Source organism: Actinopolymorpha cephalotaxi (assembly GCF_013408535.1).
In the GTDB taxonomy this organism is placed as follows: domain Bacteria; phylum Actinomycetota; class Actinomycetes; order Propionibacteriales; family Actinopolymorphaceae; genus Actinopolymorpha; species Actinopolymorpha cephalotaxi.
Genome location: NZ_JACBZA010000001.1, coordinates 3,031,447 through 3,056,709, shown reverse-complemented (window position 1 = coordinate 3,056,709; position 25,263 = coordinate 3,031,447). Strand labels below are relative to the sequence as shown.

Annotated in this window: 19 protein-coding genes; 12 read left to right on the top strand and 7 right to left on the bottom strand. The window is 72.0% G+C overall.

The annotated features are described in order from the left end of the window. The first annotated feature begins 53 nt into the window (after positions 1–53). Entirely contained in the window at positions 54–1,124 is a 1,071-nt protein-coding gene (locus FHR37_RS13555) for a helix-turn-helix domain-containing protein (protein ID WP_092883305.1), read from the top strand. 254 nt (positions 1,125–1,378) lie between these two features. Here FHR37_RS13555 and FHR37_RS13550 read toward each other — a convergent pair whose 3' ends face one another. Then, positions 1,379–2,074 (bottom strand): superoxide dismutase family protein, encoded by a 696-nt coding sequence (locus tag FHR37_RS13550; protein WP_237768761.1) that lies wholly within the window; start codon positions 2,072–2,074, stop codon positions 1,379–1,381. Positions 2,075–2,177: 103 nt separating this feature from the next. Here FHR37_RS13550 and FHR37_RS13545 point away from each other — a divergent pair, with 103 nt between their 5' ends. Next, positions 2,178–3,449: a deoxyguanosinetriphosphate triphosphohydrolase gene (locus tag FHR37_RS13545; RefSeq protein WP_092883304.1), complete on the top strand. Its 1,272-nt coding sequence runs from the start codon at positions 2,178–2,180 to the stop codon at positions 3,447–3,449. 111 nt (positions 3,450–3,560) lie between these two features. Beyond that, positions 3,561–4,802: an NAD(P)/FAD-dependent oxidoreductase gene (locus FHR37_RS13540; protein WP_092883303.1), complete on the top strand. Its 1,242-nt coding sequence runs from the start codon at positions 3,561–3,563 to the stop codon at positions 4,800–4,802. Positions 4,803–5,058: 256 nt separating this feature from the next. Here the strand turns inward: FHR37_RS13540 and FHR37_RS13535 are convergent, their stop codons facing one another. The 5 genes from FHR37_RS13535 to FHR37_RS13515 form a co-directional block, all read right to left on the bottom strand. After that, positions 5,059–6,111 carry an ABC transporter ATP-binding protein gene (locus FHR37_RS13535; protein ID WP_092883302.1) on the bottom strand — a complete coding sequence of 351 codons (1,053 nt, stop codon included), beginning with the start codon at positions 6,109–6,111 and terminating at the stop codon, positions 5,059–5,061. Beyond that, positions 6,108–7,355, bottom strand: coding sequence for an ABC transporter ATP-binding protein (locus FHR37_RS13530; protein ID WP_202818070.1), 1,248 nt, complete (start codon positions 7,353–7,355; stop codon positions 6,108–6,110). The genes FHR37_RS13535 and FHR37_RS13530 overlap by 4 nt, the downstream gene beginning before the upstream one ends. After that, a complete protein-coding gene (locus FHR37_RS33115) occupies positions 7,355–8,365 on the bottom strand; it encodes an ABC transporter permease (protein ID WP_237768760.1) in 1,011 nt (336 codons plus the stop codon). The genes FHR37_RS13530 and FHR37_RS33115 overlap by 1 nt, the downstream gene beginning before the upstream one ends. Positions 8,366–8,376: 11 nt before the next feature. Then, complete coding sequence (locus FHR37_RS13520; RefSeq protein ID WP_092883301.1) at positions 8,377–9,885, bottom strand: ABC transporter permease; 1,509 nt, start codon at positions 9,883–9,885, stop codon at positions 8,377–8,379. A gap of 130 nt (positions 9,886–10,015) precedes the next feature. Beyond that, the gene (locus FHR37_RS13515; protein ID WP_092883300.1) at positions 10,016–11,773 is read right to left on the bottom strand and encodes an ABC transporter family substrate-binding protein; all 1,758 of its coding nucleotides are present in this window, start codon (positions 11,771–11,773) and stop codon (positions 10,016–10,018) included. Between the two features lie 176 nt (positions 11,774–11,949). Here FHR37_RS13515 and dnaG point away from each other — a divergent pair, with 176 nt between their 5' ends. From dnaG to FHR37_RS13500, 3 genes are all read left to right on the top strand, one after another. Next, the gene (gene dnaG / locus FHR37_RS13510; RefSeq protein WP_092883299.1) at positions 11,950–13,893 is read left to right on the top strand and encodes a DNA primase; all 1,944 of its coding nucleotides are present in this window, start codon (positions 11,950–11,952) and stop codon (positions 13,891–13,893) included. A 147-nt stretch (positions 13,894–14,040) separates the two neighbouring features. Next, positions 14,041–15,459, top strand: coding sequence for a xylulokinase (gene xylB / locus FHR37_RS13505; protein ID WP_092883298.1), 1,419 nt, complete (start codon positions 14,041–14,043; stop codon positions 15,457–15,459). 184 nt (positions 15,460–15,643) lie between these two features. Further along, positions 15,644–16,114: a hypothetical protein gene (locus FHR37_RS13500; protein WP_092883297.1), complete on the top strand. Its 471-nt coding sequence runs from the start codon at positions 15,644–15,646 to the stop codon at positions 16,112–16,114. 52 nt (positions 16,115–16,166) lie between these two features. Here the strand turns inward: FHR37_RS13500 and FHR37_RS13495 are convergent, their stop codons facing one another. Continuing rightward, positions 16,167–16,733: a hydrogenase maturation protease gene (locus FHR37_RS13495; RefSeq protein ID WP_092883296.1), complete on the bottom strand. Its 567-nt coding sequence runs from the start codon at positions 16,731–16,733 to the stop codon at positions 16,167–16,169. Between the two features lie 286 nt (positions 16,734–17,019). On the opposite strand from FHR37_RS13495, the gene FHR37_RS13490 reads away from it, so the two are divergent. From FHR37_RS13490 to FHR37_RS13465, 6 genes are all read left to right on the top strand, one after another. Next, the gene (locus FHR37_RS13490) at positions 17,020–18,429 is read left to right on the top strand and encodes an ROK family protein (protein ID WP_202818069.1); all 1,410 of its coding nucleotides are present in this window, start codon (positions 17,020–17,022) and stop codon (positions 18,427–18,429) included. Further along, positions 18,426–19,595 (top strand): xylose isomerase, encoded by a 1,170-nt coding sequence (gene xylA, locus FHR37_RS13485; protein ID WP_092883295.1) that lies wholly within the window; start codon positions 18,426–18,428, stop codon positions 19,593–19,595. The genes FHR37_RS13490 and xylA overlap by 4 nt, the downstream gene beginning before the upstream one ends. A 54-nt stretch (positions 19,596–19,649) precedes the next feature. Continuing rightward, a complete protein-coding gene (locus FHR37_RS13480; protein WP_092883294.1) occupies positions 19,650–20,831 on the top strand; it encodes a Gfo/Idh/MocA family protein in 1,182 nt (393 codons plus the stop codon). A gap of 15 nt (positions 20,832–20,846) precedes the next feature. Then, a complete protein-coding gene (locus FHR37_RS13475; RefSeq protein ID WP_092883293.1) occupies positions 20,847–21,857 on the top strand; it encodes a sugar phosphate isomerase/epimerase family protein in 1,011 nt (336 codons plus the stop codon). A gap of 270 nt (positions 21,858–22,127) precedes the next feature. Continuing rightward, complete coding sequence (locus tag FHR37_RS13470; RefSeq protein ID WP_092883292.1) at positions 22,128–23,756, top strand: D-glucuronyl C5-epimerase family protein; 1,629 nt, start codon at positions 22,128–22,130, stop codon at positions 23,754–23,756. A 224-nt stretch (positions 23,757–23,980) separates the two neighbouring features. Next, positions 23,981–25,246: an RNA polymerase sigma factor gene (locus FHR37_RS13465; RefSeq protein WP_237768758.1), complete on the top strand. Its 1,266-nt coding sequence runs from the start codon at positions 23,981–23,983 to the stop codon at positions 25,244–25,246. The last annotated feature ends 17 nt before the right edge of the window (positions 25,247–25,263 follow it).

The following is a 25,263-nucleotide window of genomic DNA, read 5'->3' as shown; positions in this document are numbered from 1 at the left end:
GGGTGCGGTCGCAGGCGTTCACGCGCGGGCCGGGAAACGTACACAATCGCCGGATGCGTGCGGACAGTGGTGGCGGGGCCGGCAGAGCCGGTGGGGCGGGCGGGACTGGTGGGGCCGGCGGGGCGGGCGGAACCGACGAGGTGGTACGGCCGGACGGGATCTCGGCCGGCTTCCACGCCTACCTCGGCCGGGCGGGCGTACCCGGGCTCGAGCACGCCGGCGACCAGCGCGCGCCGACGTCCTGGCTGATCGGCGCCCACCACCACGACGTGTGGGAGCTGTACCTCCAGACCGACGGCCCGGCCACCCGCTGGCGGGTCCGTGACCGCGACTACACCGTGGGCCGCAACGGCCTGCTGGTCGTGCCGCCGGGTGCGGTCCACCACATGGTCTGCCCGGCGAGCACCACCTGGCACTACGTGTTCGCCGCGTTCGACGCCGCCGCCCTGCTGGCGGACCTGCCCGAGGCGTTGCCGGTCTGGCAGCGGTCGGCGCCGGCGTACGTGCCCGACGCGGGCTCGGCGGTCGCGCCGTTCGAGGCGTTCCTGCGCGAGGTCACCACCACCCAGTCGCTGCGGGCCACCGGGCTGACGCTGACCGCGCGGCACCTGCTGGTGGAGGTGACCAGGCTGCTGACCACGGGTGAGGTTGCCGGCCAGGTCGGCCTCCACCCCGCGGTGGCGCACGCCCGCCGGCTGCTGGACGCCGCGCCGGGTGAGCGGCTGCCGCTGGCCGAGCTGGCCCGGGCGGTGGGGCTGTCGCCGGCGTACCTCGGCGAGCTGTTCACCGAGCAGTTGGGCGCCAGCCCGGCGAACTATCACCGGTCGCTGCGGCTGCGCCGGGCGGAGATGCTGCTGGCCGAGACCGACGCGAGCGTCACCCAGGTCGCGGTGGAGCTGGGCTTCTCCTCCGCCCAGCACTTCGCGACCGCGTTCCGTGCCCGCACCGGGCGTACGCCGCGGGAGTTTCGCCGGCAGTGGCGGGGCGGGCGTACGCCGGCGCCCCGGGTCACCCCGAACCCGGCCACCCCCAAGCCGGTCACCCCCAAGCCGGTCACCCCGACGTCGGCAACCCCGAAGCCGGTCTGCCCCACGTCGCCGAAGGTGGGCGCGTCGACGTGGTGATAGTCGCCAGGTGACGATCGGCCAGGCGCGGGGTCGGCCGTCACCGACCGTCACCGACCGGCGCGGCCGGTGACCCTGGCAGGGCCACCGCCGCGTCGGCCATCGCTTCCCTCGTCGTGCGGGTCAGCCTAGGGGTGGGCACCGACAGGGCTCATCGGTCACGAGGCTGAACGCAGGTCCTCCCAACGGACCAGCCCACCTCGCCGCGGACCAGCCCAAAGGACTGCCCGAAGGACTGCCCCGAAGGACTGCCCCTACCGCGCCTGGTCGAAGGGGACGGTCAGGCAGGCCAGCCGCGCACCGGCCATGCCCGCGTGTCCGTGCCCTCTGCTCGTGCGGTGCTCGTGGATCACCACAGAACCGGCGTCCTTGGCGGTGATCGGCCAGTAGACGGTGCTGACCGCGTACCCGACCCCGTTGGCGTCGGCGCGGAAGTCCAGCCAGATCTCGTTGCGCGGGTTGGCGTACCTCGGGTCCACCGACGGCTGCACCGGGTCCTCGACGAACTGCACGTGCGGACCGGCGTCCGTCGGCGCGGCACCGCAGGCGTTCACGTGGACGTGGGCGCCGTAGGTGCGCCGGGGGACCAGGCCGGTCACCGCGAGCACGGTGGTGGTGCCGAACGGCCAGGTGTAGGCGGCCACCGCCGCCTGCGCTCCGGCCGGCACCAGCGCCGGGTCGTACGTCAACGCGTTGCCGCCGTCGTCGACGGGCCCGAACCGGCCGATGGCGATGACCGGACGGTCCTGGCCGGCCCGGCCGACCTGAGTGGTGGCCTGGGTGGCCTGGGTGGGCGCGGCGGCAGACCGCGCGAGCGCCGTGACCGAGGGCTGCGCGGGCTTTCGGGTCGCCTCCCCGGCCGCCGCGGCGGCGGAGGGGACGGCAGTCGTGGTGGCGGCCACCGCGACCGCGGCCACGAATAGTGACAGCATGACTGCGTAGCGTTTCATGGGGTGGTTGTAGCACGTCCGGCGTGGTCGTTACGGAAGGCGCGCACCAGGCACCGGCTCCGCCCGGGCCGGGGTCCGCCGATGCCATAGGGTCTGTGCTGCGATGAACCGAACCACGCCGGGCGAGCGGCACGAGGACTCGAGCTACCAACCCTCCGATGTCGAACGCTGGGTGGGCGAGCCGCCGAAGAGCGCCGGCCGCACGCCGTTCGCCCGCGACCGGGCCCGCGTCCTGCACTCGGCGGCACTGCGCCGGCTCGCCGCCAAGACGCAGGTGCTCGGTCCGGGGATCCACGACTTCGTCCGTACCCGCCTCACGCACACCCTCGAGGTCGCGCAGGTGGGCCGCGAGCTCGGCCAGTCCCTCGGCTGCGACCCCGACGTGGTGGACACCGCCTGCCTGGCCCACGACCTCGGCCACCCGCCGTTCGGGCACAACGGCGAGACCGCGCTGGACGAGGTGTGCGCGGAGGCGGGCGGGTTCGAGGGCAACGCGCAGACGCTGCGGCTGCTGACCCGGCTGGAGGCGAAGACGTTCGCCGGGGATGGTACGGGCCGCAGCGCCGGGCTGAACCTCACCCGGGCCTCCCTCGACGCCGCGACGAAGTACCCCTGGCGGCGCGGTGACGGGCCGCCGGACGCCGGGGCGAAGTTCGGCGTGTACGACGACGACCTGGAGGTCTTCGGCTGGCTGCGGGCCGGCGTCGACCGGCGCCGCTGCCTGGAGGCCCAGGTGATGGACTTCGCCGACGACGTGGCGTACTCCGTGCACGACGTGGAGGACGGCGTGGTGTTCGGCCGGATCCTGCTGTCCGCGCTGGCCGACCGGGCCGAACGCGCCACCGTGTGGGAGGTCGTCCGCGACTGGTACCTCCCCGGCGTCGCGGACGCCGAACTCGACGAGGCGTACGACCGGCTGCGCGGTTTCGGCTACTGGCCGCCGACCGACTACGACGGCGACCGGCGCTCGCTGGCCGCGCTGAAGGACCTCACCAGCCAGCTGATCGGGCGCTTCTGCCTGGCCGCCGAGCAGGCGACGCACACGGAGTACGGCCGGGGCCGGCTGGTCCGCTACCGCGCCTCCCTCGTCGTACCCCACGAGACCCGGGTGGAGATCGCCGTCCTGAAGGGGATCGCCGCGACGTACGTCATGCGGTCGGCCGAACGTGTCGCCCTGCTGTCGCGGCAGCGGGAGGTCGTGCACGGGCTGGTGTCGGCGCTGCGGCGGCACGCGCCGGAGGGGCTGGCGCCGGCGTTCCGGGCCGACTTCGCCGCCGCCCCCGACGACGCCGCCCGGCTGCGGGTGATCATCGACCAGACGGCATCGCTGACCGATGCGTCCGCGGTGGCGATGGCGCGTTCGCTGCAGCGCTGATCCTCACGACATTACGGCCACGCGGCCGGTTCCCGCCGAGATCCTGCTCCGCCGGGCCCGCCTGTGGCACGGTGGGAATCCCGTACGTGAGCTTTCGAAGGAGTTCCCCGCATGGCTGAGCAGACCGGACAGCAGACCTACGTCGTGATCGGCGGGGGACTGGCCGCGGCGAAGGCGGTGGAGGCGTTGCGGTCGGAAGGTTTCTCCGGCCGGGTCGTGCTCGTCGCCCGCGAGTCCGAGCTTCCGTACGAACGCCCGCCGCTGTCCAAGGGCGTCCTCCTCGACGCCGACGATCCGGTGACGGTGATCACCCACGACCAGGCGTGGTACGACGAGCAGCGGATCGAGCTCCGCCTCGGTGTCGCCGTGCGGCGGCTGGACCCGTCCGCGCACGAGGTGGTGCTGGCCGACGGTGAGACGCTCCACTACGACAAGGCGCTGCTGGCGACCGGCTCGGTGGTGCGCCGGCTGAACGTTCCCGGTGCCGACCTGGCCGGCGTGCACTACCTGCGGACCCTCACCGACTGCCTCACGCTGAAGGCGACCCTGGCCGCCGCGGACCGGGTCGTGGTCGTCGGCGCCGGCTGGATCGGCCTGGAGACCGCGGCCGCGGCGCGCCACCACGGCGCGGAGGTGGTGGTGGTCGAGCCGCAGCCGGGGCCGCTCTACACCGTGCTGGGATCGCAGATGAGCGAGGTGTTCGCGCGGCTGCACCGCGACCACGGGGTGGAGTTCCGGTTCGGCGCCTCCGTCGAGCAGATCAGCGGCGACGGCGGGAAGGTGACCGGCGTGGTCACCGGAGCCGGCGAGGAGCTGGCCGCGGACGCGGTGATCGTCGGCGTCGGCGTGGCCCCGGACGTCGAGCTGGCCGAGGCCGCCGGGCTGGACGTCGACAAGGGAGTGCTCACCGACGAGCGGCTGCGTACCTCCGACCCGGACGTCTACGCCGCGGGCGACGTCGCGCGGTGGCACTCACCGACGTTCGGCCGCCGGCTGCACGTGGAGCACTGGGCCAACGCCCAGGACGGCGGTGCCGCCGCGGGCCGGGCGATGCTGGGCGCCGACGCGGCGTACGACGCGGTGCCGTTCTTCTTCAGCGACCAGTACGACCTGGGCATGGAGTACTCCGGGGACGTCGGGCCGGACGGGTACGACGACGTGGTGGTGCGCGGTGACCTGGACGGACGGGAGTTCGTGGCGTTCTGGCTGCGCAAGGGCCGGGTCGTCGCGGGCATGAACGTCAACGTCTGGGACGTTCAGGACGCCATCCAGGCGCTGATCCGGTCCGGGCGTGAGGTCGATCCGGGCAAGCTCGCCGACGGGGACGTGGACCTGGACGCGGTCTACGCGTAACGGGCAGGCGAGGCCGACGCCGGAGCGCCCGGTGGAGTGTGAAAGCTCCAGGTGGCCAGGACCCCCCGGAGTTTTCACGCTGCGGGTTTGGCGCGGCGCTGCTTGGTGAAGTGTGAAGACGGCCGGATGCCAGGCCCACCTCAGGTCTTCACGCTTCACGGCGCGCTCCGACGTACGACCTGACGCGGGGGATTCTTCCGCGGAAGAATCCGGTTGGCATTTTCTTCCGCGGAAGAATCCGAGCGCCCGCCAGGCGTCACACCACGCGGCGGTCGACGTCGGCGAAGTGGCAGGCCGACGGGTGTCCCTGCCCGCGGTCGACGAGCTGCGGCTCCTCCCGCGCGCAGATGTCCTGCGCCTTCCAGCAGCGGGTGCGGAACCTGCACCCGCTCGGCGGGTCGACCGGGCTCGGCACGTCGCCGGTGAGGATGATCCGCCGGCGTTCGCGTTCCCGCTTCGGGTTGGCCATCGGCGCGGCCGACAGCAGCGCCTGGGTGTAGGGGTGCGCCGGGTGTTCGTACACGTCGTCGCGGCTGCCGGTCTCGACGACCTTGCCGAGGTACATCACCGCCACCCGGTCGGAGATGTGCCGGATCACCGACAGGTCGTGGGCGATGAAGATGTACGCGACCCCGAGGGTGTCCTGCAGGTCCTCCAGCAGGTTGACCACGCCGGCCTGCACGGACACGTCGAGGGCGGAGACGGGTTCGTCCAGGACGAGCAGCCGCGGCTCCAGCGCCAGCGCCCGGGCGATCCCGACCCGCTGGCGCTGTCCGCCGGAGAACTCGTGCGGGTAGCGGTTGCCGTGCTCGGCGTTCAGGCCCACCAGCCGGAGCAGCTCGGCCACCCGCGCCTTGCCGGTCGATCCCCAGCGCCCGTGCACCTTCAGGGGCTCGGCGATGATGTCGTTGACCGGCATCTTGGGGTTGAGCGAGGCGTAGGGGTCCTGGAAGACGATCTGCAGGTCCCGGCGTACTCCCTGCATCGCCCGCCGGCCCAGCGTCGTCAGCTCCTTGCCGGAGAACCGCACCGACCCGCTGGTCGGGGTGTGCAGCTGCAGGATCGCCCGGCCGGTGGTCGACTTGCCGCAGCCGGACTCACCGACCACGCCGAGGGTCTCGCCCGGGTCCACGTGCAGGGACACTCCGCTGACCGCCTGGACCTGGCCTACGACCCGGCGCATCAGGCCCTTGCCGCGAACGGGGAACGTCTTCACCAGGTCGGTGACCTCGAGCAGGTGGGTTGCCGGTGCCGCCGGGGCGGGTGAGGTGTTCCCGGCGGTCGCGGTGCCGCTCGCTGGGGGTGTCATGGCCGCTTCCCCTCGCTCTCGGTCCGGAAGAACTCCGTCGGGTCGGGCACCGCGGCGAGCGCGTCCCAGTGGTGGCAGGCGGCCACGTGGTCGGGATCGTCCTCGTCGCCGGTGCTCAGCAGGTCGGGCTCGGCCTGCCGGCAGGCGTCGTCGGCCAGCGGGCACCGCGGCCGGAACGGGCAGCCGGCGGGCATGTCGATCAGCGACGGGGGAAAGCCGCCGATCGGGCGCAGCCGGTCCGTGCCGGCGCTCTCCAGCGCGGGAATGGACCCCAGCAACCCTGCCGTGTAAGGCATCCGGGTGCGGTAGAAGACCGCATCGGTGCCCCCGATCTCCACCGGGCGGCCGGCGTACATCACCAGCACCCGGTGCGCGATCCCGGCGATCACGCCGAGGTCGTGGGTGATGAGCACGATGGCGGCGTTGACCGCGTCCTTCACCTCCAGCAACTTCTCCAGGATCTGCGCCTGCACGGTGACGTCCAGCGCCGTCGTCGGTTCGTCGGCGATGATGACGTCCGGGCCGTTGATCACCGCCATCGCGATCATCACCCGCTGGCGCATTCCGCCGGAGAACTCGTGCGGGTAGCTGCGCAGCCGCGCCCGGGCCTGCGGGATGCCCACCAGGTCGAGCATCTCCTCGGCCCTGGTGAGCGCGACCTTGCGGTCGACGAGCTGGTGGGACAGCACCGCCTCGGCGAGCTGGTCGCCGATCGTGTGGACGGGGTTCAGCGCGGTCATCGGGTCTTGGAAGACCATGCCGATCCGCAGTCCGCGCAGGCCGCGCTGGCGGCGGCGCGACATGGTGAGGATGTCCTCGCCGCGGAAGAGGATCCGCCCGCTGATCCGCGCCGTCCGGGGGAGCAGGCCCATCACCGCCATCGAGGACACCGACTTGCCCGAGCCGGACTCGCCGACGATGCCGAGGACCTCGCGTTCGTGCACGACGTAGGAGGCTCCGCGGACGGCGCGGACCGTTCCGTCCTCGGTGGGGAAGCTCACCGCGAGGTTCTCCACCCGGAGCACCTCCGCCGGCGGCGCGCCCGGCCCGGCGCCACCGGTGCCGCGGCCGGCCGCACGGTCGGGTCCGAACGCGTCGTCACGTCCACGTCCGGGCGGGCCGAAGTCCAGCACCTCGGGACCGGTGCCGTCGCGGTCGCCGGTGCCGTCGGCGCCGAGCTGACCGGGGGAGTCGGGGCCGGATCCGGAACGGCTGCCCCGGCGGGGCCACAGGGAAGGAGTCATCAGGCGCGCACCCTTGTCTGTCGCGGGTCGAACGCGTCCCGCAGCCCGTCGCCGATGAAGTTGACCGCGAGGGCGATGGCGATGATGAACAACCCGGGCCACCAGAACAGCCAGGGCCGGGTGATCATCGCCGAGCGGTACTGCGTGATGAGCAGGCCGAGGGAGGTGTCCGGCGGCTGGACGCCGAACCCGAGGAACGACAGCGCCGTCTCCAGCAGCACCGCGCCGGCGATCGTCAGGGTGGCGCTCACCACGATCACGCCGATGGCGTTCGGCATGATGTGCCGGAAGATCGTCCGCATCGACGGCGTGCCGACGGCGCGGGCCGCCTCCACGAACTCCTTCTCCCGCAGGGAGAGGAACTCACCGCGCACCAGCCGGGCGAGCTGGGTCCAGACCACCAGTCCCAGCACGATGCCGAGCATGACGATGCCGCTGCCGAGTGCCATCCGGCCGACGACCGCGCAGATGACGATCGTCGGGATGGTGATCATCACGTCGGTGAAGCGCATCAGCGCGGCCTCCACCCAGCCGCGGAAGTAGCCCGCGACCGCGCCGACGACCGTGCCGACAATGGTGGCCACGATGCCGACGATGAACGCGACCATCAGCGACTGCTGCGCACCGCGCATGGTGAGCGCGAAGTAGTCCTTGCCGATGTTGTCCTGGCCGAACGGGTGCGCGCCCCACCGCAGGCCACCGCCGCCGAGGAAGGAGGGCACCACGCTGAGGGTCGGGCGGCCGCCGTCGACCACCTCGGCGGTCGCCTTGTAGCTCAGGTGCCACCAGCCGGGCAGCGGCCCGATGCCGATCGAGCTGAACGCGAGGAGGAGTACGCCGGCCAGCAGCACCATGCCGGCCAGCGCGGCCCGGTGCCGGAAGAACCTGCTGCGGATCAGCTGGCCCTGGGTACGGGCGACGACGGTCGTCCCGCCCGGCGCCGTGTCGTCCGGCCCGCGCGCGGGCCCGGGCTCACCCGGGACCTGCCGGTCGGTGGCTTGAGTGGTCACGCGTCCTCCCTTCACGTCAGCCGGATTCGCGGGTCGAGGTAGGCGTAGGCGATGTCGGCCAGCATGTTGAACACCACGACGGCGGTGCCGGAGACGATGAAGAACGCCATCACGGGGTTGGGGTCGACGTTCATCACGCCGTCCCGGAACATCACGCCGAGGCCTCGCCAGCCGAAGACGTTCTCGGTGATGATCGCCCCGCCGAACATGCCGGCGAAGTCGAACGCCATCAGCGTGGTCAGCGGCACCAGCGCGTTGCGCAGGGCGTGCCGGGTGATGACGCTGCGCTCGGTCAGTCCCTTGGACCGGGCGGTGCGTACGTAGTCCTGGTTGAGCACCTCGAGCATGCTCGCCCGGGTGTAGCGGGTGTACAGCGCGAACGAGATCAGCAGCAACGCCATGCTGGGCAGGGCGATGTGGCTCACCGCGTCCCAGGTGAGGTCCCAGAACCCGCCGGTGAAGTTGGGGGTGCGGGCGCCGATGGTGGAGACCGGCCGGCCGAACGTGCGCTGGCTGTAGCCGGAGAACGCCTGGAAGAACCTGTCGAAGAAGATCAGCCCGCCGGTGAACAGCCCGGTGAGTACGGCCGCGGTGACCGCGCGCCGGCGTTGCACCCCGCCCAGCGCCAGGCCGATGCCGGCGCTGACCACGACGCTGACCAGGGCGAGGCCCGCGATCACCGCCCAGGTCGGGTCGGCGAGGACGGAGTTGAGCGCCAGCGAGGACAGGGCGCCGACCCCGGCCGCCGCCAGCGCGGCGTACAGCGGATCGCGGTTGCGCAGACCCGCGACCAGGGTGGCGATCCCGACGGCGGACGCCAGCGAGACGACCAGGATCACCGCGAAGCCGAGACCCGGATCGGCGAACCACCGGGTGAGCGACAGATAGGTGAGGATGCCACCGGCCGACAGCGCCGCCACCGTGAACGCGAGGGCCCGGCGGCGCAGGTTGCCGCCCATGATCGCGCTCCAGGCGAGTCCGGCCACGGCGGCGACGAGCACGATCACCTGGACGGGTATCTCCGGATCGCGCAGCCAGTTGTTGAACTCGATCGCGGCGAACTGCTTGAGCATCACCGCCACCCAGAACGACGGCAGCGAGAAGAACAGGAACGACCCGAGGGTGACCGCGTAGTCGAACCCGGTGTACTGCCGCAGTGCCGACACGATCCCGACCATGATCCCGACGACCAGGGCCAGCACCGAGGCGGCCAGGACGAGTTGCAGGGTGGCCGTCACCGCCTGGCTGAGCAGGCCGCCGACGTCCTGGCCGGTTCGGGTGGAGCCCAGGTCACCGTGGGCGACCCCCGCGAGCCAGGTGACGTAGCGCAGCGGCACCGGCTGGTCGAGGTGCATGAGTTTCGTGCGCTCGGCGATCTTCTGCGCCCGTTGCGCTGTCTGGTCCTGCCGCAGGTCGGCCAGCGGGTCACCCGACAACGCGGTCAGCGTGTAGACGACGAACGTCGCCACGAGCAGCACACAGGCCGAGATGACGAGCCTGCGCACGATGAAGACGACCACCCCGAACTCCTCACTGAACGTCGTACGCAGGCCTTCTCGTCCGGTGGTTCGCCGTGGCGGGCCGGCCGGCCCGCCACGGCGTTTCGCCAGGGCTGTCCTACGGCCTTGCCGAATCAGGCCGGGTGGCGTCCTAGGACGCGGACCACTTGTCCATGTTCCAGGTGATCGACGCCTGGGACGGGTTCGGCTTGATGTTCTTCAGGGTGTCGCTCCAGGCCGACAGACCGGGCTGGCTGTACAGCGGGATGGTGGCCAGGTCGTCCCACAGCAGCTTCTCGATCTGCGCGTTCAGCTTGGTGCGGGTGTCGGGGTCGGTGCTGCGGTTGAGCTCGCCGATCAGCGAGTCGACCTTCTTGTTGGAGTAGCAGCCGTTGTTGTTGCCCTTGCCCGACGGCGTGCAGGCGGTCGGCGTACGGAACGTCGAGGACCAGCCGCTCACCAGCGACGAACCCGACCAGCCGAACAACGCCACGTCGAAGCCGCCGTTCGCCAGCGCGCCGTCGGCCTCGAAGAAGTTGGCGGCGCCCTGGTCGACGATCTTGAAGCCGGCCTTGCCGCAGGAGTCCGCGATCAACTGGACGACCTGGGTGCGCCGTGGGTTGGGCGTGTTGTAGCCGATCCGCACCTTCAGGCCGGAGTTGCCGGTCGAGGCCAGCATCGCCTTGGAGCCCGCGACGTCGGCCTTGGCGTACTTCTCGGCGCCGACCTCCTTCGCCACGCCGGCGTAGGCCTTGTCGAACGGCGCGATGGTACGGACGTCCATCGGCGCGGCGTCCGGCTTCTGCGGCTTGATCAGGTTGTCCACGATCAGCTTGCGCGGAACGCACATCGCGAACGCCTGCCGCACCTTCTTGTCCTTGAAGGGTCCGGAGCGGAAGTTGAAGTCCAGGTGGTCGTAGAGGTACTGGTCGCCGGTGACGACCTTCACGCCCTGGGTCTCCTTGAGCTGGTTGAGCAGGTCGGGGTTGGACTGCGGCTCGATGATGTTGACCTCACCGTTCTGCAGCGCCTGCACCTGCTCGTCCTGCGCGATGAAGCGGATGACGACGTTCTTCGCCGCCGGCGGGTCGCCCCAGTACTTGTCGTTGGCGGTCAGCGTGATCGACTGACCGGCGTCCCATTTGCTCAGCTTGTACGGGCCCGAGGACGGGATCACCGACGCGTCGGGCAGCTTGCCCGGCTGCATCACCCAGCCGGAGTTGTAGAACTTCGCCGCCTTGGCCAGCGCCGCCGCGTCCTTCTTCTTGACCGCGGTGATGAACTGGTCCTCGCTCATGCCCGACTGCTTCTCCACCACGTGGGCGGGCAGCAGGCCGGTCGCGCCCGGCGCCACCGACTCCCAGTCGGCGAACGGCTCGGAGAACTTGAAGGTGAACTTCTTGTCCCCGGCCGCGCAGTTGGGGGTCTCGACGAGCTCCTTGCCCGTGGTGCCCGCGGTGGAGAACAGATCCTTGCCGACCTTGCCGGAGTTGGCGGCCCAGAACAGCAGGATGTCGTCGCAGTCGATCGGGTTGCCGTCGGACCAGACCGCCTTGGGGTTGATCGTGTAGTCGACGGTGAGCGGGTCGTCGGAGGTCTTCTTGTACGTGCCGAACGTGGTGTCGGGCTTGACCGAACCATCCGCGCCGAAGTACCAGAACCCGCTCAGCACCCGCTGGAGAACGATGTTGTTCTTGCTCGCGTTGTTCTCCGCGGTGTTGCCGTTGTAGGCGTCGATCTCCTGCTCGAAGGTGTGCGTGATGGTGATCGGCGCCGACGTCTTGCCGCCCTGGGCTCCGGTGTCGGTGCCCTCCTTGTTGCCGCCACCTCCGCCGCCGCAGCCGCCGAGCACCAGCGCGGCACTGGCGACGAGTCCGACGTACCAGGTCTTCCTGCGTTGCGTGCTCACCGGCGGCTCCTAGCTGGAAATGCTCCGTCACGGGCGGGAATGCCAAAGATGATCATTCTTGTCGTACGGGCCGCAAGGGCCGTGCCGGAGTGTTATCGAGCTGAGACGTGCTGTTTATCGGGGTTGTCGACCCGGCGCCGTCCGGCTCTTCGGCGCCCGGCCGTAGACTCCGACCCATGGCCGGCCGGATCCGCGACGACGACATCGCGCTGGTCCGGGAACGCACCCGGATCGACGAGGTCGTCTCCCAGTACGTCACGTTGCGCCCGGCGGGGACCGGTTCGCTGAAGGGGCTGTGTCCCTTCCACGACGAGAAGTCGCCGTCGTTCAACGTCCGCCCCCAGGTCGGCGCCTACCACTGCTTCGGCTGCGGCGAGGGCGGCGACTCCATCTCGTTCCTGCAGAAGATCGCGGGCCTCGGTTTCGTCGAGTCGGTCGAACGCCTCGCCACCATGGCCGGCGTTCAGTTGCGCTACGTCGACGGCGGTCAGCCCGAGCGGCGCCAGCCAGGCACCCGCGCCCGGCTGATCGAGGCCCACAAGGCCGCGGAGGAGTTCTACAAGGAGCAGCTGAACTCCTCGCGCGACGCGGCGGCCGGGCGCACCTTCCTCGCCGAGCGCGGCTTCGACCGCGCGGCGGCGGAACACTTCGGCGTCGGCTTCGCCCCGCGCGGCGGCAGCGTGCTGCTGAGCCACCTGCGCGGCCGCGGTTTCTCCGACGACGAGCTCGCCACCGCCGGCCTGGCCGCCAGCGGTGCCCGCGGCCGGTACGACCGGTTCCGGGGGCGGCTGGTGTGGCCGATCCGCGAGCTGTCCGGCGACGTGGTGGGGTTCGGCGCGCGCCGGCTCTTCGACGACGACCGGATCGACGCGAAGTACCTCAACACCCCGGAGACGCCGATCTACCACAAGAGCCAGGTGCTGTACGGCGTCAACCTGGCCCGCCGCGAGATCGCCCGCCAGTTCCAGGCGGTCGTGGTGGAGGGCTACACCGACGTGATGGCCTGTCACCTCGCCGGCGTAACCACCGCCGTCGCCACCTGCGGCACGGCGTTCGGAGAGGACCACGCCCGGGTGCTACGCCGGCTGCTGCTGGACCACGAGGAGTCCCGCGGTGAGGTGATCTACACCTTCGACGGCGACGAGGCCGGCCAGCGGGCGGCGGTGAAGGCGTTCGAGGGCGACCAGCAGTTCGCGTCACAGACCTACGTCGCGGTCGAGCCGGACGGGCTCGACCCCTGCGACCTGCGGCTCAAGCACGGCGACGCGGCGGTCCGCGACCTGATCGCCCGCCGCATCCCGCTGTACCGCTTCGTCCTGGAGCGGGCGCTGGACCGGTTCGACCTGGACCGCGCCGACGGCCGGGTGGACGCGCTGCGGGCCACCGCGCCGTACTTCCGTTCCGTCCGCGACCGGGCCAAGCTGGTCGGCTACTCCCGCGAGCTCGCCGGCATGCTCGGCATGGACGTCGAGGAGGTCCGGGCGGAGGTGGCCCGGGCAGCCGCCGCCACCGGACGCGCGGCCGGTGGCCCCGGGTCCGGTGGTGCGCGCGCGGACCGAGCGGACCGGGCCGGACGTGGGCGCGGGACGGCGCCGGAGCCCGAGGCCGCGCCGGCGGCGCCGCAGACACCGCTGCCCGACCCGCGCGACCAGCCGCTCAGCACCGAACGCTCGCTGCTCCGGTTGGTGGTCCAGGCGCCGACCGTGGTGGGCCCGGCGTTCGACGCGCTGGAGGAGAACGTCTTCACCCATCCCGCGTACGTCGCCGTGCGGCAACTGGTCGCGGACGTCGGCGGCGTCGGCACCTCCGCCGGCGGCGACGCCTGGGTGTCCGCACTCGCCGAGCACGCACCCGACGACGCCGTACGCCGGCTGGTCACCGTGCTCGCCGTGGAGCCGCTGCCGGCGTCCGGTGCCCCGGAGCGGCGTTACGCCGCCGACCTGCTCGTCCGGGTGCAGGAGCGCGCGGTCGCCCGCCGGATCGCCGACGTCAAGTCCAAGTTGCAGCGGATGAACCCCACCGAGCACACCGAGGCGTACAACAAGCTCTTCGGTGAGCTGGTCGCGCTCGAGCAGCACCGCTACGGGCTGCGCGAACAGGCGGCCGGCGGCCTCGGCTGACTCCGGACCGGTCGGCGCCGCGCCGCACCGCACCGCACCCGGCGGCGCCCGTTGACCGAGGTCCCGGTGGCCGGGACCGGACCGGCTCGGCGCCCGGCCGCCACCTGCCGCACCGGCCGGTTGGCGGCAGCGGTTAGTTTCTAGAGCATGCCGAAGGTCGCCGGAGTCGACTCCTCCACCCAGTCCTGCAAGATCGTCGTGGCCGACGCCGACACCGGCGAGGTGCTCGACGAGCGCGTCGCCGCACACCCGGACGGCACCGAGTGCCCGCCGGACGCGTGGTGGTCGGCGCTGAAGGAGGCGGCCGAGGGGCTGCTGGACGACGTGGCCGCGGTCGGCGTCGCCGGCCAGCAGCACGGCATGGTCACCCTGGACGAGGCCGGCGAGGTCGTCCGCCCGGCGCTGCTGTGGAACGACACCCGGTCCGCGGAAGCGGCCCGCCGGCTGGTGCGGCTGCTCGGCCCGGGCGGCTGGGCGGAGGCGGTCGGATCGGTGCCGCTGGCCAGCATGACCGTGAGCAAGCTCGCCTGGCTGGCCGAGCACGAGCCGGCCAACGCCGAGCGGGTGGCCCGGGTACTGCTGCCGCACGACTATCTGACCTGGGAGCTGTGCGGGCGACCGGACCGGCCGGTGACCGACCGCGGCGACGCGTCCGGCACGGCGTACTGGTCCCCGGTGACCGGCGACTACCGCACCGACCTGCTCCAGCTCGCGCTCGGCCGTACGCCCGAACTCCCCACCGTGCTCGGCCCGGCCGAACCCGCGGGGGAGACGGGCACGGCCGGACTGAACGGCATCCTTCGTCCCGGCACGCTGGTCTCGGCCGGCACCGGCGACAACATGGGGGCCGCGCTCGGCCTGGGCATCGAGCCCGGTGACGTGGTGGTCTCCCTCGGCACCAGCGGCACCGTCTTCGCCGTCCACGACAAGCCGTCCACCGACCCGGCCGGCATCGTGGCCGGCTTCGCCGACGCGACCGGGCGGTTCCTGCCGCTGGTCTGCACGCTGAACGCCGCCCGGGTGCTCACCGCCACCGCGGACATGCTCGGCGTCGACCTGGCCGGCCTGGAGCGGCTGGCCCGCGAGGCCGCGCCCGGAGCGGGTGGGCTGGTGCTGCTGCCCTACCTCGACGGCGAGCGCACCCCCAACCTCCCGGACGCGGCGGGTTCGCTGCACAACCTCCGGCGGGACACGATGACGCCGGCCAACCTGGCCCGGGCCGCGGTCGAGGGCATGCTGTGCGGTCTCGCCGACGGGCTGGACGCGGTGCGGGCGCAGGGCGTGACCGTGCGCCGGGTGCTCCTGATCGGCGGTGCCGCCCGGTCGGAGGCGGTGCGCTCGGCTGCCCCGACGGTGTTCGGCGTACCCGTCACCGTGCCGCCGCCGGCGGAGTACGTCGCGCTCGGCGCGGCCCGGCAGGCCGCGTGGGCGCTGGCGGGCTCGGAGGCGCCGCCGTCGTGGAGTCTCGGCGAGTCGGTGGTACGCGACGACGTGGACGAGGCCGCCGGCGAGCGCATCCGGTCGGCGTACGCGCAGGCGCGCACCGCCCTGCATCCGGGCGACTGACCGTCAGGCGATCCCGCGGCTGACCTGGGACTGACCTGGGCCTGACCTGGGCGGCCCGACGTGGGGCACGTCGCTCGCGACATGCGGGGAAGTCGGCGCGACTCGCCGGACACATTCGGTTGGTCACAACGTGTGCGGTTGGCGTCGCACTCGGTGGGGAAGGTGCCTGTTTCGGGGAGGCACAATGGTGATGAACTCTGCCGACGTCGGCGCCCGTCGACGGCTGATCGTGATGCAACGTCTGCGTGAGCGGCGTCGCCGCCTCGGACTGACCCAGAAGCAGGTGGTCAGCCGATTGGGCCGGCTCGGCGTCCTCACGACCAACAAGGCCCTCAGCAGCCTGGAGCACGGTGCCGGACTGGACGTGGCGAAGCTACCCGAGCTTGCCCACGCGCTGGAATGCACGGTGACGTATCTCCTGGGCATGACCTCGGACCCGCGAAGCTGGGCACCGGACACCACGCCGGCCAGCCAGCAGCAGGGTTCTCGGGACCAGGCCGCGGTGGCCGCGAACCGGCCGAGGGTGCCGGGCGCGGTGCCTGCCGGGGTCCGGCCCGACTGGGCCCGGCGACCTGACCTGGCGCGCCGCCCGGCGGCCGCTCCGGGCCTGGTCAACGCACATCCGCCCACCCGTAACCCACCACCGTCCGCCTGACGGAGCGCGCGGTCCGGGGACACCCGGACCGCGCGGACTTCTCTCCTGGGGATCAGCCAGACCAGGAGCGGTGGGCGCGGGTGACAATGTCCAGGACCAGCTTCGCCGCGGGTCCCACGGCGTTCTCCACCGCGGGTGACAGGCCGATGCCGGTGCCGATGTCGCCGGGTTCGCACCCCACGACCACGACCCGGGCGACCTGGCGGTGGATCGCGGGCACGAGCGCCAGCACTCCGTCGGGTGGTGGGTACGGTCCCGCCCCCGCCGCGTCGTCGGCAGCCTCCACGACGTACAACGTGCCCGGCGGGCCGTCGCGGTGCAGCGAGTCGACGAGGACCACCAGCTCGTACCCGTCGAGGTGCTGCGCGGCGAGGTGCCGGCCGCGAATGCCGTAGTCGCGCAGGTCCACCAGCGCGGGCAGCGGGTCGCGGGTAAGCCGGTGGATCACCGCGACGCCGAAGCCGTCGTCGGCGCAGAAGACGTTGCCGACTCCGGCGACGAGGACCCGCTTGCCGCTGCCACGGCCCGTTCTTTCAGGGCCCGTTCTTTCAGGGCCGGTTCGTTCACGGCCGGTTCGTCCAGGGCCAGTTCGTTCTGGGTGGTCAGGCGGATGGACCACAGCGCGCTCCCCGCGTCGCCGACGAGCCGTTTCCCGGTCAGCGTACGTCCGGGCGATGATCGCCACGGCGGGAACGCGTGACCTCACAGCCGGGGCGTGGCTGCGACCCGGGTGGCTGGTTCCGGACGCGGTCGGGGGGCGACTTCCCGGCAGGCGGATGCCGCGCCTTGACCCCCGGTGCGCCGCGGTCCTAGTTTGTTCGGACCCTGAACAAAATGGGCGACCGAAATCCGGCCGGAGTGCCGGGCGCGGTCCTCGCCCACGACGGGTCCGTACTGGAGGTTCCGTGAACGGCGCGACCAGGCAGCTGCCGGGCCGGGCCGATCATGCCGCCGTCCGCCGGGCCAACCTGGCCGTGGCGGTCCGGGCGTTGCGGGCGGGCGGGCGAAGCCGGGCCCAGCTCGCCGCCGACACCAGCCTCACCAAGGCCACCGTCTCCAGCCTGGTCACCGAGCTTGCAGGTCGCGGCCTGGTGCACACCGCCAGGCCCGGCACCACCGCCGCCGACGCCGCCTCCAACGGCGACACCGCACGGTCCGGCGCGGTCGGCCGACCGGGTCAGCCGGTCGAGCTGGCCACCGGGCGGGTGCTCGCGATCGGGGTGGAGCTGAACGTCGACTACCTGTGCGGCGTCGTCCTCGACCTCGGTGGCCGGGAGCGGGTGCTGACCCGGACCGCCTTCGACGTGCCGGCCGGGGTGGACGCCACCGCCGACGAGGTGGTCCGCCTGGTGACCGAGCTGGCCGACCGGACGCTGGCCGGCACGGCGTTCGCCACCGCGGACGACCCGGCCGTCCTGGCCGGAGTCGGGGTGGCCGCGCCGGGCCTGGTCGACGGCACCCGCGGGACCGTACGAGTGGCGCCCAACCTGCGCTGGCGCGACGTACCACTGCACGACCTGCTCGCCGACCGGCTGGCCGGTTCTGCTCTGCCCTGGCTGCCCGGCGGGTCCCGGCCCTGGGACGAGCGGCTGCTGGTGGACAACGAGGCCACGCTGGCCACCCTCGCCGAGTTCGCCGGCGACGCCGGACCCGACGACCGCGACCTGGTGCTGGTCACCGGCGGGGTCGGCGTGGGCGGCGGTCTGGTCGTCGACGGCCGGCTGGTACGCGGCAGCGGCGGGTTCGCCGGTGAGGTGGGTCACCTCGCGGTGGCGCCGGACGGCGCCCGGTGCGGCTGCGGCCGCCGCGGCTGCTGGGAGACGCTGTGCGGGCTCGGCGCCCTGCTCGACCTGGCCGCCCCGCCGGACGACCCGGTGCACCGGCACGACGAGGACCTGGACGTACGCCTGGACCTGCTGCTCGAACGCGCCCGCGACGGCGACGAGCGCACCCTGGCGGCGTTCGACCGGGTGGGCCGGGCGCTCGGGCACGGCGCCTCGATGCTGGTCAACCTCACCAATCCGCGGGTGCTGGTGCTCGGCGGCTACTTCGCCCGGCTGGGGGAGTTCCTCCGCCCGGTGGCCCAGGCCGAGCTCGCGGCCCGGGTCGTCGCTCCGGACGCCGGCGGCGTCCGGGTCACGTTGTCCCGGCTCGGGCTGGCGGCGGCCGCGACCGGTGCCGCCCACGCGGTGCTCGCGCCCGTACTCGACGACCCGACGCTGGTGCCGACCCTGGCCGCCCAGTCCCCGGCGACCACCCAGTCCCCGACGTCAGCCGTACACGCATCACCAACTCTCGTAGAGGAGATCGGATGACCGACTACACCCCGACCCGTGAGGACAAGTTCTCCTTCGGCCTGTGGACCGTGGGCTGGGAGGGCGTCGACGTGTTCGGCTCGGCGGTCCGCGCACCGCTGGCGCCGGCCGACGCGGTCCACAAGCTGGCCGAGCTCGGCGCCTACGGCGTGACGTTCCACGACAACGACGTCTTCCCGTTCGACGCGACCGCGGCCCAGCGCTCCGACCACGTGGCGGCGTTCCGCAAGGCGCTGGACGAGACCGGGCTGACCGTCCCGATGGCCACCACCAACCTGTTCGGCCACCCGATCTTCAAGGACGGCGGGTTCACCGCCAACCACCGCGACGTACGCAGGTTCGCGATCCGCAAGGTGGCCGAGAACATCGACCTGGCCGTCGAGCTGGGCGCGAAGGTCTACGTGTGCTGGGGCGGTCGGGAGGGTGCGGAGTCCGGTGGCGCCAAGGACGTCCGGGTCGCGCTGGACCGGATGAAGGAGGCGTACGACATCCTCGGCCAGTACGTCCTGGACCAGGGGTACGACCTGAGGTTCGCGGTGGAGCCGAAGCCGAACGAGCCGCGCGGCGACATCCTGCTGCCCACGATCGGGCACGCGCTGGCGTTCATCAACGAGCTCGAGCACCCCGAGATGGTCGGCCTCAACCCCGAGGTCGGGCACGAGGAGATGGCCGGCGTCAACTTCGCCCACGGCATCGCCCAGGCGCTGTGGCACGGCAAGCTCTTCCACGTGGACCTGAACGGCCAGCACGGCCCGCGTTTCGACCAGGACCTGCGCTTCGGCGCCGGCAACCTGCGCGGTGCGTTCTGGGCGGTCGACACGCTGGAGAACGGCGGCTACGACGGTCCGCGACACTTCGACTTCAAGCCGCCACGGACCGAGGACATGGAAGGCGTCTGGGAGTCCGCGCGCGGCTGCATGCGCAACTATCTGATCCTGCGGGAAAAGTCGCGGGCGTTCCGCGCCGACCCGCAGGTGCAGGCGGCGCTGGCGGACTCGAGGCTGGACGAGCTGGCCCGGCCGACCCTGGCCGAGGGGGAGACCCTCGCCTCCCTGCGCGAGGAGAAGTGGGACGACGCGCGGATCGAGGCCCTGGCCGAGCGGGGGATGGGCTTCGAGCGGCTGGACCAGCTGGCCATGGACCACCTGCTGGGCGTGGCCGAATGAGGGTTGGTGGCGTGGTGAGTGGGTTCGACCGATCGGACGAGGGAGTACGTACGCATGACAAGTAAGCCAACGCTCGGCGTGGGCATGGTGGGCTACGCGTTCATGGGCCAGGCCCACTCACAGGCCTGGCGGACCGTGAACGCGGCCTTCGACCTGCCGTACGCCGTGGACATGGCGGCGATCGCCGGCCGCAGCGAGGACAAGGTGAAGGCCGCCGCCGAGAAGTTCGGCTGGCGCTCCTACGAGACCGACTGGCGCGCGCTGGTCGAACGCGACGACATCGGCCTGGTCGACGTGTGCAGCCCCGGCGGCAACCACGCCGAGGTGGCGATCGCCGCCCTCGCCGCGGGCAAGCACGTGCTGTGCGAGAAGCCGTTGGCGAACACCGTCGAGGAAGCCCGGGAGATGGTGAAGGCCGCCGAGGCCGCCGCGCAGAACGGCATCCGCTCGATGGTCGGCTTCAACTACCGACGAGTGCCGGCGGCGGCGTTCGCCCGTCAACTCGTTCTTGACGGCAAGCTGGGCGCGATCCGGCACGTCCGTGCGGTCTACCTGCAGGACTGGATCACCGACCCGGAGTTCCCGCTGGTGTGGCGGCTGAAGAAGGAGGAGGCGGGCTCCGGAGCGCTCGGCGACATCGCGTCCCACATCGTCGACCTCACGCAGTTCGTCACCGGCCAGACAGTCACTGGCGTCAGCGGGCTGACCGAGACGTTCGTCAAGGAACGCCCGCTGGTGGCCTCCACCGAGGGGCTGCGCGGCACGGGTTCGTCCGAGCGCGGCGAGGTGACCGTCGACGACGCCGCGTTGTTCATCGCCCGGCTGTCCGGCGGCGCGGTCGCGACGTACGAGGCGACCCGGTTCGCGACCGGCCGCAGGAACGGCCTGCGGATCGAACTGAACGGCGAGAAGGGCTCGCTCGTCTTCGACCTCGAGCGCCTGAACGAGCTCGAGCTGTACCTCTCCGACGACGACGCCGGAACGCAGGGCTTCCGGCGCATCCTCGTCACCGAGCCCGAGCACCCCTACATGTCCGCGTGGTGGCCGGCCGGGCACATCATCGGCTGGGAGCACAGCTTCACCCACGAGGCGTACGACCTGGTGACCGCGATCGCCGCGGGCACCGACCCGGCTCCGACGTTCGCCGACGGACTGCAGGTGCAGTTGGTGCTGGACGCCGTCGAGCGCAGCGCCGAGTCCGGCTCCGGCTGGATCCCGACCACCGACAACAGCTGAGCGCAGGAGGAGAGCATGCCCCGTCCCGTCACTTTGTTCACCGGCCAGTGGGCCGACCTGCCCTTCGAGGAGATGTGCCGGCTCGCCTCCGAGTGGGGCTACGACGGCCTGGAGATCGCCTGCTGGGGCGACCACCTCGACGTCTGGAAGGCCGCCGAGGACGACAAGTACGTCAAGGCGAAGCTGGACACGCTGGAGAAGCACAACCTCAAGCTGTGGGCGATCTCCAACCACCTGAAGGGCCAGGCCGTCTGCGACGACCCGATCGACGCCCGGCACAAGGACATCCTGCCGGCGAAGATCTGGGGCGACGGCGACCCCGAAGGGGTCCGCCAGCGGGCCGCGGAGGAGATGAAGATGACCGCCCGGGCCGCCGCCCGGCTCGGCGTCGACACGGTCGTCGGCTTCACCGGCTCCTCGATCTGGAAGTACGTCGCGATGTTCCCGCCGGCGTCGGAGGCCCTCGTCGACGCGGGCTACCAGGACTTCGCCGACCGGTGGAACCCCATCCTCGACGTGTTCGACGAGGTGGGCGTGAAGTTCGCGCACGAGGTGCACCCGAGCGAGATCGCCTACGACTACTGGACCACGGTCCGTACTCTCGAGGCAATCGGCCACCGTCCGGCGTTCGGGCTCAACTGGGACCCCAGCCACTTCGTGTGGCAGGACCTCGACCCGGTGGGCTTCATCCTGGAGTTCAAGGACCGGATCTACCACGTGGACTGCAAGGACGCCAAGCGCCGGGTCGGCAACGGCCGCAACGGCCGGCTGTCCTCGCACCTGCCGTGGGGTGACCTGCGGCGCGGCTGGGACTTCGTCTCGACCGGCCGCGGCGACGTCCCGTGGGAGGACTGCTTCCGGGCGCTGAACTCGATCGGGTACGACGGCCCGATCTCGGTGGAGTGGGAGGACGCCGGCATGGACCGGCTGATGGGTGCTCCCGAGGCCCTCGCCACCGTGCGGGCGCTGTGTGAGATCGAGCCGTCCGCGTCGTCGTTCGACGCCGCGTTCAGCTCCGAGGGCTGATCCACCCCCGGGCCACCCGGGCGCACCGGGTCCGTCCCGGACGTACGACGAGAGGCCGGGGCCGCGCGAACGAGCGCGGTCCCGGCCTTCGTCGTCTGCCCCGTCCGTCTCCTCCTGGCCGCCCCTCCTGATCGTCGCCCTGCGCCCTGTCTCCCGGCTTTTCTCATCCAACGTCCGGCGCGGTGTGACAGATCGATATGCGGGGTAGCTCCTCCTTCGGTCACAGATCGCGGGGCACACGCCCTTTGCCCCGTTCATCGTGGGGGAGCCATGAACCATCACGGACCGGCCGGATCGCAGCGGTTCGCGTCGTTCGTCCCGGCCGGGCCGCGGGCCGCCCGGGTCGCTCGTGCCGTGCTGACCGGCCTGGTCGTGCCGGTGAGCCTGGCCGCCGCGGGATGTGTCCTGCCCGGAGCCGGCCTGGAGGCGAAGGCGCTGGCGGCGGTTCCGCCGGCCCGCTCGGTGCCGGTCCCCAGCTCGGACTCCGGCTCGGGTTCCGTGTCGGGTTCGCTCCTGGCCACCGAGTCGGGTGCGGTCGCGTGGCGCGGGCTGCCGTTCCGGTTCGCCAGGGACGGCTACGGCGCCCGGAGCCTGAGCGGCACCCAGCGTCCGTTCCGTACCGGCAGGGTCCTCCCGCGGATCGACCAGGGCAGCCACGACGCGCACGGCGTCCGGATGGTGGTGATCTCGGGCCGGCAGTACGACCACCCCAACTTCCAGGCCAACTACGGCCTGGCGAACCTCGAGTCGTACGAGCTCACCGGCGACCGCTTCTACCTCGGCCGCGCGCTGGCGCAGGCACGGCGGCTTCGCGACCGCCGGGTGGTCTCGGGTGGCGCGTGGTTCCATCCGTACGACTTCGACTTCCAGCTACACCGCAACTCGACCGAGACGATGCGCCGGCCGTGGTACAGCGGACTGGCCCAGGGCAAGGTGCTCGCGTTCTTCACAGAGCTCGCACGGGTCACCGGTGACCCGAGTTGGCGGAGGGCCGCCGACTGCACGTTCGACAGCTTCCTGCTCCCACCCGACGCCCATGCGCCGTGGGTGAGCATGACCGACCGCAACCACCTGCTCTGGCTGGTGGAGTATCCGTTCGGCTCACCCCAGCAGGCCGACCAGGTGTTCAACGGCCACCTGTCCGCGATCTTCGGCCTGTGGGACTACTACCGGCTCACCCGCGACCGGCGCGCGCTCGCGATGTACGACGGCGCGGTCACCACGGTCCACCGCTACCGCGCCTCGCTGCGGGTCCGGGGCGGGCCCTCGATCTACTGCCTCACCCACCACGCGGTCGCGACCAGCAGCTACCACCGGATGCACTCGCTCCAGCTCGTCCAGCTCTCGCTGCTGACCGGCCGCAGCGAGTTCGCCCATCTGGCCGAGGCGCTGGTCGGCGACAGCCCGTACCCGGTCCTCGCCGCGCCGCGCCGGGTCGGCCTGGCCGCCGGGCGGCACGTGGGTCTCACGTACGACGTCACCACCGGGAAGGTCACCGGCACCCGCACCGTGACGCTGAAGCAGGCCACCGTCGGGACGACGGTCCGGCGGATGCGGTTGCAGGGCCGGGGGATCTACTACCGCATGGCCACGGGCAGCCCGCTTGCCGGGATGTGGGTCCCGGAGCAGGCGGGGCTGAGCATGATCCGCGGCGTGGTGAGCCGGCTCGTCTTCCGTACCGACCGGCGTGCCGTGCTGGCGGCCGGCCACACCTACACCGGACTCAAGTACGACAGCGTGGGCAACCGGACCGCGATCGTGCGGGTCACCGCCCGTACCACCGCCGGCGTCAGCTACGACGCCGTCGCCTGGATCGGTGGCGTACCCCACCTGCGCATCGGCAGCGGGAAGCTCCGGGGATACTGGGTCGCGCAGCCCCAGCTGACGAAGGTGACCTGAGCCCCTGCCGACCCGGAGGCGACCCGGGAGCGACCCCGAGGCGACCGGTTGGCGACCGGAGCGGCAGACCGGCGCTACCAGAAGCGGGCCCGATGTGGGAGCCGTCGGCGCGAACTGTGCCGACGTCGGTCATTGCTCCATGAGTATCTCCAAATGCCTAACGTAACTTCCCCTGGACAGGCACACTGGATCACGCCGATCTTCCCCAGGGGAGGAGATGTGCCATGCCGGTCTTCGTGCTCTTGTCCGCGGCTCTTCGAGCCGACGCATCACCGCCTGAAAGCCCGGGTCCGGGTGGGCACTCGCAGGGGAACACCGACGGGTCCGATCGCCCCGGCGACACCGCCGGACAGCGCGGTCCGCTCGACGCCGAGGCCGCCCGGGACACCGGGCAGCTCGCCGCCGGGTCCGCTGCCGCATCGACCGCGTCGACCGCATCGACCGGGTCGGGCCCCGCCGGGGCCGATCCCGCCGAGCAGTCGGCCGAGCCCGTGGCGGCTGCCACGGCGGGGTCCGCCGCCGCGGCGACGGACGCGACCGAGTCCACGGAGGAGGAGCTGCCCTCCCTGGACGAACTCAGCGACCGGGCACCCGATCTGGTCCGCCAGTACCTCCGGGAGATCGGCCGCGTCCCGCTGCTGACCGCGCAGGAGGAGGTCGACCTGGCCCGGTCGATCGAGGCCGGCCTGTTCGCCGAACGCCACCTCGCCGAGGGTGGCCCCGTCCAGGCCACGCAGGCGGAGCTGGAGATGCTGGTCCTGCTGGGCCGGGCCGCCAAGCGGCACCTGATCGAGGCCAACCTCCGGCTGGTCGTCTCGGTGGCCAAGCGCTGCACGGGACGTGGCCTGCCGCTGCTGGACCTCATCCAGGAGGGCAACCTCGGCCTGATCCGGGCGGTGGAGAAGTTCGACTACACCCGGGGCTACAAGTTCTCGACGTACGCCACCTGGTGGATCCGGCAGGCGATCTCCCGCGCGATCGCCGACCAGTCCCGGGCCATCCGGGTGCCGGTGCACGTGGTGGACGCGATCAACCGTGTGCTCCGCGCGCAGCGGCAGCTTTTCCAGCAGCTGGGCCGCGACCCGCTGATCGAGGAGGTCGCCGAGATCGTGGGGCTGCACCCCGACCGGGCCAGCGAGCTGCTGCGGCTGGCGCGGGAGCCGGTGTCCCTGCACACCCCGATCGGTGAGATGGAGGCGTCCGAACTCGGTGACCTGATCGAGGACATGGACGCGGTGGCGCCGATGGACGCCGCGGCCGCCTCGCTGATGCGCGAGCACATCGAGTCGGCGCTGGCCCAGCTGGGCGAGCGGGAGCGGTACGTCGTACAGATGCGGTACGGCCTGACCGACGGGCAGATCCACACGCTGGAGGAGGTCGGCCGCAGGTTCGGCGTGACCCGCGAACGCGTCCGCCAGATCGAGGCCAAGACGCTGGCGAAGCTGCGGGGCGGAAGCTGGGCGCCGGGGCTGCGGGAGTACCTCGCCTGAGGTCGAGCGGTTGCTCG